The organism is Arthrobacter sp. SDTb3-6, from assembly GCF_013376095.1.
In the GTDB taxonomy this organism is placed as follows: Bacteria; Actinomycetota; Actinomycetes; order Actinomycetales; family Micrococcaceae; genus Specibacter.
Window position 1 is genome coordinate 1 of sequence record NZ_JAAMFN010000062.1, and the last position, 11,681, is coordinate 11,681.

The 11,681-nt window shown below is 64.8% G+C and carries 11 protein-coding genes and 1 pseudogene; 2 read left to right on the forward strand and 10 right to left on the reverse strand.

Annotation, left to right across the window (positions count from 1 at the left end; all coding sequences use genetic code 11):
* The first annotated feature begins 86 nt into the window (after positions 1-86).
* Positions 87-371 (forward strand): DUF4234 domain-containing protein, encoded by a 285-nt coding sequence (locus G6035_RS18485; protein WP_176618573.1) that lies wholly within the window; start codon positions 87-89, stop codon positions 369-371.
* A gap of 542 nt (positions 372-913) precedes the next feature.
* On the opposite strand, the gene G6035_RS18490 is transcribed toward G6035_RS18485, so the two are convergent.
* The 8 genes from G6035_RS18490 to G6035_RS18520 form a co-directional block, all read right to left on the reverse strand.
* The gene (locus tag G6035_RS18490) at positions 914-1,156 is read right to left on the reverse strand and encodes a YciI family protein (RefSeq protein ID WP_176618574.1); all 243 of its coding nucleotides are present in this window, start codon (positions 1,154-1,156) and stop codon (positions 914-916) included.
* Between the two features lie 125 nt (positions 1,157-1,281).
* Positions 1,282-1,410 carry a hypothetical protein gene (locus G6035_RS20325; RefSeq protein WP_256128115.1) on the reverse strand — a complete coding sequence of 43 codons (129 nt, stop codon included), beginning with the start codon at positions 1,408-1,410 and terminating at the stop codon, positions 1,282-1,284.
* Positions 1,411-1,547: 137 nt separating this feature from the next.
* On the reverse strand, positions 1,548-1,709 hold the full coding sequence (locus tag G6035_RS19820; protein WP_218063355.1) for a hypothetical protein: 162 nt from the start codon (positions 1,707-1,709) through the stop codon (positions 1,548-1,550).
* A gap of 25 nt (positions 1,710-1,734) precedes the next feature.
* Positions 1,735-2,709 carry a TIGR03086 family metal-binding protein gene (locus tag G6035_RS18500; protein ID WP_176618575.1) on the reverse strand — a complete coding sequence of 325 codons (975 nt, stop codon included), beginning with the start codon at positions 2,707-2,709 and terminating at the stop codon, positions 1,735-1,737.
* Complete coding sequence (locus tag G6035_RS18505; protein ID WP_371131069.1) at positions 2,652-3,059, reverse strand: ArsR/SmtB family transcription factor; 408 nt, start codon at positions 3,057-3,059, stop codon at positions 2,652-2,654. The genes G6035_RS18500 and G6035_RS18505 overlap by 58 nt, the downstream gene beginning before the upstream one ends.
* 618 nt (positions 3,060-3,677) lie before the next feature.
* Positions 3,678-5,657 (reverse strand): amino acid transporter, encoded by a 1,980-nt coding sequence (locus G6035_RS18510; protein WP_176618576.1) that lies wholly within the window; start codon positions 5,655-5,657, stop codon positions 3,678-3,680.
* Between the two features lie 158 nt (positions 5,658-5,815).
* A complete protein-coding gene (locus G6035_RS18515; protein WP_176618577.1) occupies positions 5,816-6,499 on the reverse strand; it encodes a response regulator in 684 nt (227 codons plus the stop codon).
* Complete coding sequence (locus tag G6035_RS18520; RefSeq protein WP_176618578.1) at positions 6,496-9,072, reverse strand: DUF4118 domain-containing protein; 2,577 nt, start codon at positions 9,070-9,072, stop codon at positions 6,496-6,498. Before G6035_RS18520 ends, G6035_RS18515 begins: the two co-directional genes overlap by 4 nt.
* 400 nt (positions 9,073-9,472) lie before the next feature.
* Here G6035_RS18520 and G6035_RS18525 point away from each other — a divergent pair.
* Positions 9,473-10,693, forward strand: a pseudogene (locus G6035_RS18525) (IS3 family transposase).
* Between the two features lie 6 nt (positions 10,694-10,699).
* Here the strand turns inward: G6035_RS18525 and G6035_RS18530 are convergent.
* Entirely contained in the window at positions 10,700-11,101 is a 402-nt protein-coding gene (locus tag G6035_RS18530; RefSeq protein WP_176618579.1) for a transposase, read from the reverse strand.
* 14 nt (positions 11,102-11,115) lie between these two features.
* The gene (locus tag G6035_RS20715) at positions 11,116-11,505 is read right to left on the reverse strand and encodes a transposase domain-containing protein (protein WP_176618580.1); all 390 of its coding nucleotides are present in this window, start codon (positions 11,503-11,505) and stop codon (positions 11,116-11,118) included.
* Positions 11,506-11,681: the final 176 nt, after the last annotated feature.

Below are 11,681 nucleotides of genomic sequence, written 5' to 3' on the forward strand. Positions count from 1 at the left end.
CCGCTCGTCCCAACAAGGGATACCTTGCTGAAACACATGGACATATTGCGGCTCATGGGTGCACCGTACTGGCATAGAGTTCCGAGATGCGCAGCAGTCCTGCCACGCCGCTTTTGCTGCCATTCGTTACGTTCGGCATCTATTCCCTTGTCTGGCAGGTGAAAACGAAAAATGAAATCAACGCGCTGGGCCAGAAGGTCCCGACGGCATGGCTGCCCATCGTTCCCGTCGTCAGCTTCTGGTGGATGTGGAAGTTCTCCGTCGGCACTGAACGCGTTTCCGGGCTTAACCGTCATGGCGCATTCTGGTTGCTCGTTCTGCTCGGACCCATTGGGGCCGCAGTGGTGCAAGATCAATTCAATAAGTCCTGAGCCCGTGTGGTTGCCGCTGTATTGGCCCTCCGGCTAACGCCCGAACGGCGCGCATGCATTGACGCCGAAAGGCTGAAGCTGGCATGGCAACTCCCGCCGCGCAACACGACTACGGAGCAGGTCGTCCAAGTGCAAATCGCACCATCCTCCCTGTGAGGATGGGGCGCTTTACGCATTTCGCCAGGGGAGCGTACCGGGTTCCCCGCGTCATGCCCGCCGGCCGGGTCACCGTCTGGGACGACCTCATCCGGAATCGTGTTCGCAGCCATGTACAAGTGCGCCTTCGCGGAGCTGAGCAGGATGCGGGTGAGCCAGTCTGGGATCCTACTCGCGGATCCGGGTCTCAGTTGGGGCCAACACCGACCCCATCACCGCCAACGCCATCATTGCCGTGTTGTCGCTGATCCGCGGTCCCGCACCGATCCGGGACCGGTAGGGACACGCTCGCGATGGGTCTTCAACAAGTCATCGGCAGCGCCATGGAATGCAGTCGCATGGGGGGTCCAGGCCGGCGTCCTCGCGGACCTGGACAGGTGGGGAAGCTATATCCCCATGTCGATAAGCTCGAAGATTTCCAGGCTGAAGCGGCCGTTGCCCTCGGAGAGGAACGGGTGGCCGTCGGCAAGGGCCTTGGCGGCGTCCAGGTTCTCGGCCTCGACTATGGAATAGCCCTGCAGAGCGGAGGGTTCGGCGCTGGTGCCGTTGTCCACGACGGCGGCACGGGCGCCAAAGGGGGCCCGCCGTCGAGCATGGCCGCCCCGACCTTGCCCATCCAGGCGCCCCACTTGGCCATTTCCAGGGCAGACTGCTCTTCGGTGAACTGGTCCATGGGGGCCGGACCGTTGTAGATGTAGATGAACTTGCTCATGGTGCTTGCCTTCATTCCTCGTGGTGTATTTTGTGTGGCGGTTCAAGGTTGTTCAAGGACGGACTTGGGTTTCGCGAGGTCTTTGCGCATGGCCCGGCGCACCATGGGGGCCATGGTGGCCCCGGCCAGAACGCCGAAGCCGGAGTGCCGGCCGTCGTTGTGCAGTGTCATCCTGGTGCACCTGCTTCGTCGACCCATGTATAGCGCATCGGGAACGGCCCTTGGCTGGTACACATGACGAGCGTTTCGCCGGGGACGTACTGCGTGATGTCGCACGCGTAGTCAAGTGTGCGGCGCAGGAATTGCGCCTAAAAGGCCGCCCGGACACCGGGGGCCGGCAGGGGTTCGCCCCGCCATCTGGAGGAGGCGATGTTCCGGTACCGGACCGGCACATTTTCGGGGTTGGCGGCGTAGCCAGACACCCGGGGGCGCGGTGCATTGGTGAGGATGCCGGTCACGACGTTGACCATGGAGGCCTCCCTTGGATGGACTGGATCAGGCGTTCGACACTTGGCGTCCTGTGAAGGCAACCAGGCGCTCGAGGCTTTCCGCGGACTCCTCCACGAGGGTCACCTCGGCGAAGCTTTTGCCGCGCATGCCGGGCGCGATGGTGTTTCGGGCCAGGCCCAGGACGTAGTCGGCGAGGACGGGGGAGGCTTCCAGGGTGCGGCCGGTGGCCGTGGCGAAGTCCCAGGCGTGGACCAGGAACTCCAGGTTCAGGATGTTGGCCACGGTGGTTGCCGGGAGCACTGCGAAGCCCATGTCCACGGCGCCCTCCAGCCCGCGGGCGTTGAAGGCCTCCAGCGTGGGGGCTGCGGCGTTGGCGACCCGGACCTCGGGGGAGGCGTCGGCATCGTCCGCCAGCTCGGCACCGTGGGCCTTGCCGATGCCGGAGATCGAGCCCACGAGGTGTTCCACGAGTGCGGAGACGGTGAACTCGGCGCACGGCGTGGGGAGGTCCTTGTCCGCGGCCGTAAGGCCGGCGAGGACGCGCTGGGCCACTGCCAGGGCGGCCTCGGCGCTGACCAGCTCGTTGATCGGATCCGGCGCGGCGGCCCAGTCGTCGGGGCCGGCGTCGCCCGTGCCGGCCAGGGCTTCGAGGCGCCCCAGGTAGTGGATCCACCCCTCGGTGTGGCCCGCGGCGGCCTCCACGCTGAGGCCCGCATGGATCAGGTGGACGGTGGTGCCGCCGTCGGCCGGTTCAAGGATGATGGTGACGGTGGAGCTGCCGTCGGCCGGCCCGGACCCTTCCCAGCCCCAAGTGAAGACGATGCGGCGGCCAGGCTCGACCACGGTGAATGTCCCCGCGGCGGAATGGCCCGGCGTGATGGTCCAGCGGTAGCCGCCACCCACCCGCAGATCGACGCGGGCCGCGACGGTGTGCCAGCGGCGCAGGCGCTCGGGCTCGGTGATCAGGGAAAAGGCTGTGTCGGGGTCAACCGGGATGAAGACGGACTTGTCAATGGGCATGGAATTTCTCCTTGGGAGGCACGGGGTTGTTGTATGGTGCGGCAAGCCCGGCGGCGTCTGCCGCCAGGCGGTCCAGCTCGTCGGTCCAAAAGGACTCCAGTCCAAAAGGACTCCAGTGAATCTCGCAGCCTTGACATCCCCCTTGGATCAAGGCTGTAATACCGCCGCCGGCCGTCTTTTCTGGCCGTGACCAGTCCGGCGGTGGCCAGCAACAGCAGGTGTTGGGAGATCGCGGACCGGCTGACCGGAAAGTGCTCCGCCAGTTCGCCCACGCTCGCTTCCCCGCATCCCAGCAGCTGCAACAAGCGCCGCCTGGTGGGTTCGGCTGCAGTTTCAAGAACGTCGATCACAGTTATACGTTAGCCGTTGCTAACGTATTTTGCGTTGGGTAAGCCGGGATAAACGGCAAACTCACAGGTCGCCACTCCTGCCGGTCAGTGGCGACGTTCACCTTGGGTGTTGGTTGCAGCTGGCGGCTGGTAGGTAGCGGGATCGGCGGGAGGGTGTCCTTTTGGTTCTCATGGCCCGCATGTTTGTCTTCGCGGGACTCAGGTGTCTCTCTTGGTCACTGGTACCGAAGTGGATGCTCGACGGGGGATGCGGGTGGCAGTTTCTACAGCGTCTTCGTAGCTGTCGGGTGCTGGGTGCCGAAACGCGGCGTCGGCGTCAGTGCGGAGCACGTTTGGGGCCAACAGGCGGACGTGGACAATCTCGTCGGGTGCTGCACTGCACGCCAGGACGTCGCCGCGTACTTGGGAGGCTGGTGAGCCTGCAGCGGGAGATGTTTGGAAAATGATCCACCAGGCGGCGCCCTCGCTGTCCCGGAAATGGTGGCCTTCCGGCGGGCAATAGACGGTTCCGTCCACGCCTTGGCCGCCGTATCCCTCCACGATGTCTGGGGATGCGGCAAACCTCAGCCCTCCGTTGCCAGGCTCATGATTCGTGTTCATCGCCACGTTCCTCCCAGGTCAGCCCACGTGGACCCAGGGGCGTTTGGTGACATCCGGTTCGGCCTCACGGAGTACTTCGCGGGTGACCGGGGCGATTTCGCCTTCGCCCAGGAACAGGAAGCGCAGGAGGTTCACCACCGGGTTGCCCTCGGTCCAGCGGAAGTAGATGTGAGGCATCAGGCCGGTCACGTCCCTGATATGCATCATCACCGAGGCGATGGTGTTTGGCACCACGGGCCCGTGGACCTCCAGGATCGGGTAGCCGTGCCGGAGGATGCCGCGCACGTGCAGCTCGGTTTCGAAGTCGGAGGAATCGTCGACGACTACCTCCAGGAAGAGCGCCTGCATGTCTGACAAGGGCAGGTGGCTGACTTCGATCGCGGAAGTCAGTTTGTCCCGGTATGCCTGTGCGGTCGTCCGGACCGGTTCGTGGGCGATGATTGAGATTGGTCCGTCGAGAGTGGAGGACATGAATTCCAGTGCCTGCCGGTCCATGTGGACATGCGTGGCGTGCAGTTCGAAGGAACGGCGCACGCGTGAGAGCAGGGAGATGGCGATGATGCCCAAGATGAAGACGCCGGCGATCCGGATGCCTTCGGGGCGTTCGAAGATGTTGACCACAGTGGTGTAGGTGAACACCACGGCAATGGCGCCGAACCCGATGGTGCGTTTGCGTTGTTTTCGCCGTCGGGCCGCGAGGGTGACGGCCACGGCTGCGGAGGTCATCAGTACCAGGACGCCGGTGGCATAGGCGCCGCCCTGGGCATCGACGTCGGCCTTGAAGAGGTACGTGATCGTGAAGCCGATGAGCGTGAACACCAGCACCAGGGGACGGACGGCCTTGGCCCAGCCCGGGGCCATGCCATAACGGGGCAGGTACCTAGGCACCAGGTTCAACAGCCCTGCCAACGCGGACGCGCCCGCGAACCAGAGGATGCCGATGGTGCTGAGGTCGTAGACGGTGCCGAAGCCGTCGCCGAGATACTGGTGGGCCAGCAGTGCCAGGGCACGTCCGTTCGCCTGTCCTCCGGGCTGGAATTCCTGCTCCGGGATGAGGATCACGGTAGTGAAGCTGGTGGTGATCAGGAAGCCGCTCATGAGCATCGCGGCGGTGGTCAGCATGCGGCGCGTTCCACGGATCCGGCCCGCCGGGTGCTCCTCGGTGTCCGCCTCGTCCCCCCTGACCTGGGGCATGACCGCCACCCCAGTTTCGAAGCCGGAGAGACCGAGGGCGAGCTTGGGGAAGACGAGAAGTGCAATGGCCGCGACCATGAACGGGTCGCCGTGGGAAGTCCACAGGGCCGTCCACCAGTCGCCCATGGCCACCGGGTGTGAGAACACGGCAACGAGCGTCGTGACCACAACCACCGCGTTGAGACCGAGGTAGAGGACGACCAGGATGACGGCAACTCCGATTGCTTCCTTGAAGCCTCGCAGGAACACGGCGGCCAGCAGTGCCAGCAGGAACAGGGTGACGACCATGTTCTGGCCGTGGAGCCATCCGGGGGCGAGCGGGTTCTGGATCAGGTGTGCGCTGGCGTCGGCGGCCGAGAGGGTCATGGTGATCATGAAGTCCGTCGCTGCGAATCCGAGCAGGATCAGCACAAAGAGCTTTCCGCCCCACTTGGGCAGCAGCCGCTCGAGCATGGCGATGGACCCTTCTCCGCGGTGGCTTTCGACTGCTACCCGCCGGTAGACCGGAAGGGCCCCGAGCAGGGTTACAGCCACCAGGACCACCGTGGCGAGCGGTGAAACCACGCCGGCGGCCAGGGCTGCGATTGCCGGCTGATAGCCCAGGGTGGAGAAGTAGTCGACGCCGGTCAGGCACATGACCTGCCACCAGGCATGCTTCTTTTCGTGCGCGGCCGTCACCGCGCCCGGACCCTGGTGGGTCCCTTTGCTGTCCTGGAGCCCGAACAGCAGCCAGTTCCGCACGGCGGCCTTGCCGTGCGGCCGCGGGGCCGCCGGATCTGCCGGCGGCCTGCTCAACGTGGTCATGGACTTCCCTTCCGCGCCGCACAACGCACCGCCATCACAGCCGAAACTAACACCCGGCATTTACCCGTGAAGCGGGAAAGGTGGTTTTATTGACGAATCATTTACGCCAGCGGGCAGGATCGTGCCTACCCGTCGCTTTGGAGTTCGGACAGCGGCGCCTAGGGCTCGAAGCGGTACCCCATCCCCGCTTCGGTCAGCAAATGCCTGGGCCTGGCCGGGTCGGTTTCAAGTTTCCGGCGCAGCTGTCCCATGTAGACGCGCAGGTAATGGGTTTCGCTGTCATAGCCGGCCCCCCAGACCCTCGCCAGCATCTGCTGCTGCGTGATAAGCCGCCCCGGGTTGCGGACCAGCAGCTGCAGGATCGCCCACTCCCGCGGCGTCAGCCGGACCGGTGCCCCGTTGCGGGTCACCCGCTGGCCGGTCAGGTCCACCACGAAGTCCCCAACGTCCACGGTCCTGGCCGGTTCGCCTCCGTCGGAGTTGCTGAGGCGGCGTTCAGCGACGCGTAAACGTGCCAGCAGTTCGTCAAGGCCGAAAGGCTTCGTGACATAGTCATCGGCCCCCGCATCGAGCGCCCGGACCTTGTCTATTGAACCGTGCCGGGCCGAGAGCACAATGATGGGCGTGTTGCTGGTGCGGCGGATCCTGGCGATAACGTCCACGCCGTTGATGTCCGGCAGCCCAAGGTCCAGAACGATGACGTCCGGGTGGTTGCCTTCGGCGTGCAGGAGCGCCGTCGTCCCGTCAAGGGCGGTCAGCACCGTGTACCCCTCGGCTCGCAAATTGACCTGCAGCGCGCGCAGGAGCTGGGGTTCGTCATCGACGATAAGTACGGTTCTCATGGCTCGCCTTGTCCTGCGCCGCGGGAGTCCGGGCGCACGCTTCGGGGTGCGGAGGAAAGGGGCAGGCGGATCACGATGGTCAGCCCTCCTCCCGGTGTCGGTTCGGCGGTCAACAGGCCGCCCATCGCTTCGGTGAAACCTTTCGCGACGGCCAGGCCCAGACCTATTCCGAGGACGGCAGGGGCGTCGTCAAGCCGCTGGAACGGCTCAAACATGGCGGTCACGTCGCTCGCGGGCACTCCTGCACCGTGGTCGACTATACGCAGTTCCCCGCATGGGCGTCCGTCGATGGCGGCGACCCCGGAACCAATGGCGGGGCCCACGATGACAATGTCGGAGTCGGGTGCGTATTTCAGGGCGTTCTCCACGATGTTGGCGATGACGCGTTCCAGCATGCCCAGGTCCGCGTCGACGGCAGGTACATTGGGGGCAAGATCGATCCGGATGGCCGCTGCGGGGACGTCTCGAAGCGCGTCCTCGATGGCATCACGCCACATGACGGAGGCCGTGAGAGGGGCCGTGGATCCGCTGGATATCCTGGACATGTCCAGGAGGTTGCCCACCAGGGAGTCAAGGCGGTCAGTGTAGGACTCGATGGTGTCGAGCATTTCAGCCTGTATGTCCTCGGGAAGGCGCAGTTTCTGGCGCTGCAGGGCCGTGACAGCGAGTTTGATTCCGGCCAGCGGTGTCCGGAGGTCATGGCTGACGGCGCGCAGGATGGATGTCCTGATGGTGTTGCCCGCAGCCAGTTTTGCGGTGCTATTGAGCCTGAGTTGGAGTGAATGACGTTGACGAAGTAAGAGAAGGTGGGCCCCGTGCGCTGTCAGCAGCCGTCGGTCTCCGGCTGTCAGTGTTCTTCCCGAGATCACCAGCGCAGTCTCCGGGTCGGCCAGTTCGACAGCGTTGGATCCGGCTTCCCCCAAACCCGGGGGAGCGGGTGGGGGCTCACCGGAATGGGCCTGAAGTTCCCAACTGCCGCCGGCATCCGTGCGGCGGGTAAACAGGCCCGCGGACCGGGCATGGAAGGTCTCCCGAACCTTGTCCATGAACGCGGCAACAGTGTCGTCTTCTATGAGGGCATCCCGGGCCAGGTCCGCCAGCGTCGTTGCCTCGGCACGTGCACGGGCAGCCTCCCGGGCCCGCCTGGCAGAGAGCCCAACGACGAGGGACACCGCAATAGCGGCACCCAGGAACACCAACAAGGTGAACACGTTCTGCGGATCCTTGATGCCGAACGTCCCGACCGGCTCGGTCTCGAAGTAGTTGAGCAGCAGCGAGTCCAAAACTGCAGCCAGTACCGCAGGCCAAAGACCTCCAACGAAGGCCACCACCATCACCGCGGTTAGGTGGACCAGGACATCGGTGGCGAAATTCAGTTCCGGGGCAAGCGACAGCACCACGGTGGCCAGGACAGGGATGAGCACTGCCAAGATAAAGCCGGTCGTAGTCCTGGCGCGGCCCAACGACCCCGAGACCGGCCGGGGCAGTCCCCGCGTGCCCAACGGATGGGAGACCATGTGGACGTCGATGTCGCCCGAGCCCCGGACAACCTTGGCACCTACGCCGCCGCCCAGAAGGCGGCCGCTGAGGCGCCCGCGGGAGACTCCCACAATGATCTGTGTTGCATTGACGCTGCGGGCAAAATCCAGCAGCGACCCGGCCGCGTCTTCACCGGCCACCGTGTGGTAGCTGCCGCCCAGATCGGCCACGAGCCGGCGCTGGGCCTCCAGGGATTGAGGGGACTCCCCGTGTCGGCCGTCCGCGCGGCGGATGTGAACGGCCAAGAGCTCGCCACCGTTGACCCTCGACAGCACCCTAGACGCCCTGCGGATGAGCACTTCGCCCTCCGGGCCGCCAGTGACGCCGACGACGATCCGTTCCCTCGCTGGCCAGTTCGCGGTGATGCCTTGGCTCGCCCGGTATTTCGCCAACCCTTCATCGACCCTGTCCGCCAGCCAGATGAGGGCGATCTCGCGCAGCGCGAAGAGAGTGCCGAGGCGGAAGTCACTCGCCAGGGCGGCGTCGATCCTCTCCCGCGGATAAATGTGTCCCTCGGAGAGGCGCTTCCTGAGCAGTTCCGGGGAAATGTCCACAAGTTCGACCTGGTCGGCCCGTCGAACGATTTCGTCCGGCACTGTTTGCGTCTGGGGTTCTTCGATAACGGAAGATACGACGTCGCTCAGCGAGGCAAGGTGTTGGATACTGATCGTGGAGAGCACATCAATGCCGGCATCGAGCAGCTCCTCGACGTCCTGCCACCGCTGTTCATTGCGGCTTCCGGGGGCGTTGGCGTGCGCATACTCGTCAATGACGGCGACCTCGGGATGCCGGACCATCACGGCATCCACGTCCAGCTCCCGGACCTCCACGCCGCCGAAGGGCAGGCGGCAGGGTGCAATGGTCTCCAACCCGAGCATGAGAGCCAGGGTTTCCGGGCGCCCGTGGCCCGTGGCGGTACCGACCACCACATCCCGGCCGCTGCCCAACAACTGGCGGGCTTCCTCCAGCATGGCAAACGTTTTGCCCACCCCTGGGGCCGCCCCAAGAAAAATGCGAAGAGTTCCTCGTGCCATGCCTACAGTCTGCCAGTAGCGAAGCCGGCCGAGCCGAGCCCGGCCCGCTTTAGTTGACAGGCGACAACGGTGGTGTGCTCCTTCGAACTGCGGTCGAGCGCCCATCCCGTGGTCGTGTACGGCCAAGCCACCGAAGTGTCCCGGGGGATCTGCATCCCAAAAATCCTGCGCGACAACACCAACTGCGCGCCAAGGGTAACCAAAAAAGCGATGGCCCAGATACATTGCAGTGGGTGCGGAAGCGCCACCGCCGCTACTGCCTGCCCGCGACCCGGACCGGGGTTTTGCTGTATTACCGGCCCGCGCCTCCAAAGGGATCCGGTCCTCCCTTGGGGCGAGCCTAAGAATGTGGACACCCGAGTTGGCGGGATTTTGGATCCTGCTGGGAGGATGTTCGGTGATGAGCGAGCAGAGGAAGCAGCGCCGGTCTTATACCGAGGAGTACAAGCGGGAGGCCGCCGGGCTGGTGATTGATACGGGCAGGTCGGTTGCTGCGGTGGCCGGGGAGATCGGGCTTGGGGAGCAGACGTTGGGGCGGTGGGTGAAGCTGGAGAAGACCCGTCGGGGCACGGGAGAGCCGACGGGTGCGTTGGGTGAGGACGAACGGGCCGAGCTCAAGCGGTTGCGGCGGGAAAATTTTTGACCTGAAAAAGGACAACGAGTTTTTGGGAAAAGCGGCAGCCTTCTTCGCCTCGAAGCCACGGAATCAGAACGGTTCGAATTGATGGAAGCGGAGAAGGCTGACTATGCGATCGCGCGGACGAGCCGGCTGCTGGGAGTCTCCACCTCGGGGTTCTATGCGTGGCGGAAGCGTCAGGTCGAAGGGCCGGGCCCGCGGGCGCGCGCCCGCCGGGAGCTTGATGCCAAGGTGCGCAAGGTCCATCGGGAATCCGATGAGGTGTATGGGCCTCCGCGGGTCGCGGCACAGCTGGAACGTGAGGGCACGGTGGTGAATGAGAAGACGGTGGCCGGCTCGATGCGGCGGCAGGGCCTGGAAGGGGTCAGCCCGCGCCGGTTCCGGCCGGTCACCACGATTCCCGGGGTGCCAACCCATCACATCCCAGACCTGGTGAACCGCAAGTGGGACCAGGGCCGGATCAATGCCGTGTGGATCACGGACATCACCTACCTGCACACTTGGGAGGGCTTCGTGTACGTGTGTGCGATCAGGGACGGGCATTCGCGCCGGGTGCTGGGTTGGGCGATGGACGAGCGGCAGGCCACGGACCTGGTGGAGCGGGCCTTGCGGATGGCACACACGCTGCGCCAGATGCTGCCGAGCGACGTTGTGTTGCATGCGGACCGCGGCTCTCAGTTCACCTCGGCGCAGATGCATCAGGTCGCCGTCGAGCTGCATGTGCGCCAGTCGAGGGGGCGGACCGGGGTGTGCCGGGACAATGCGATGAGCGAGTCGTTCTGGTCGACGCTCAAGGCTGAGTTCTATGACCGCAGGGTCTGGCAGACGCGGTCGAGGCCAGGCGTGAGGTTGGCCCGCTGGATCGAGGTCGTCTACAACCGCCGCCGGCTGCACACGGCGCTGGGCATGGTCCCTCCGGTCGAATTCAAACAGGCCCTGCAACAGGAAAACAACAACCAAGAAGCACGCACGCAAGCAGCGTGAGGCAGATCACGTGTCCACTACTTGCGGGGAACCCCAGGTTGAACTGGTCTTGGCCCGGATCAAGAAGTCTGATTCCGTGGCGGCGATTGCCTCGAAGAATCTGTAGCTAGCGAAGTTTCTCTCCCCCAGCAGCACCATCCCGGAGGCCAGGCACGCGATGGCCTGGTGGGCGTAGGTTAGTGCGTCCACCGTATCGGTGCCGAACACTGCATCGATGATCGAGCGGGTGCCAGCGGTGAGGACAGCGGCCATCCGAACCATCGGATACCCCGGTTCCCCGTTGGGACCGCCGCGGGGTTTCGGGAACCGGACCCTGTTCGCTTCGGTATCAGCCACGGCCGGCTGTGTCCCGTCAATAGCCACCACCAGCCGCCCGGCGAACCGTGTCACCTGGTGTGCTGCGGTCACTGCAGGCCCCTGACCTAAGTGAATAACTCGCGCAGCGGTGCTGCCTCGACCCGGCGCATCGCTTCACTGAGCGCTGGCGCTGGCGCTGACGCTGACGCTGACGCTGACGCTGACGCTGACGCTGACGCTGATGCTGACGGGATCTTCCCCGGCTCGGGCAATCCTGCGACCAGGCGGGAGCAGACCTGTTTCCAGCCTTGATCGGCAAACAAGACACCGGCCAGAAACACATAGATCACGACCCGTGAGGGCAACCGCCGCACCCGGTGTTCTTTGCCGCCGACCGTCTCAAGTGCGGCACCGACCGCCTCGAACGGGATGACACGGGTCAGCTCGCCCAAATGGCCAGGGGCAAATACTCCCGAGGCGGGATTGATGGCAGAATCGGACGCGGTGGCTCCCATTGGAGTGGATCAGTCTTGGCGGACCGAACTACTCAAACAGGAGCGACACCTCATTTCCCGCCAGACACGCCGGCTTGACACCAAACACCACGCCCTAACCGAACGGCATGGCCGTTATCGGAGCTCCGCCATCCTCCAAAGCCGAGGCCCATGAAGTGTTCCGGCCAAAACACCTT

Coding starts and splice junctions, on each gene's coding strand:
- G6035_RS18515 (WP_176618577.1), bottom strand. CDS start 6,499: ATGAGAACCGTACTTATCGTCGATGACGAACCCCAGCTCCTGCGCGCG.
- G6035_RS18520 (WP_176618578.1), bottom strand. CDS start 9,072: ATGGCACGAGGAACTCTTCGCATTTTTCTTGGGGCGGCCCCAGGGGTG.
- G6035_RS19820 (WP_218063355.1), bottom strand. CDS start 1,709: ATGGTCAACGTCGTGACCGGCATCCTCACCAATGCACCGCGCCCCCGG.
- G6035_RS20325 (WP_256128115.1), bottom strand. CDS start 1,410: ATGACACTGCACAACGACGGCCGGCACTCCGGCTTCGGCGTTCTGGCC.
- G6035_RS18510 (WP_176618576.1), bottom strand. CDS start 5,657: ATGACCACGTTGAGCAGGCCGCCGGCAGATCCGGCGGCCCCGCGGCCG.
- G6035_RS18500 (WP_176618575.1), bottom strand. CDS start 2,709: ATGCCCATTGACAAGTCCGTCTTCATCCCGGTTGACCCCGACACAGCC.
- G6035_RS18485 (WP_176618573.1), top strand. CDS start 87: ATGCGCAGCAGTCCTGCCACGCCGCTTTTGCTGCCATTCGTTACGTTC.
- G6035_RS20715 (WP_176618580.1), bottom strand. CDS start 11,505: ATGGGAGCCACCGCGTCCGATTCTGCCATCAATCCCGCCTCGGGAGTA.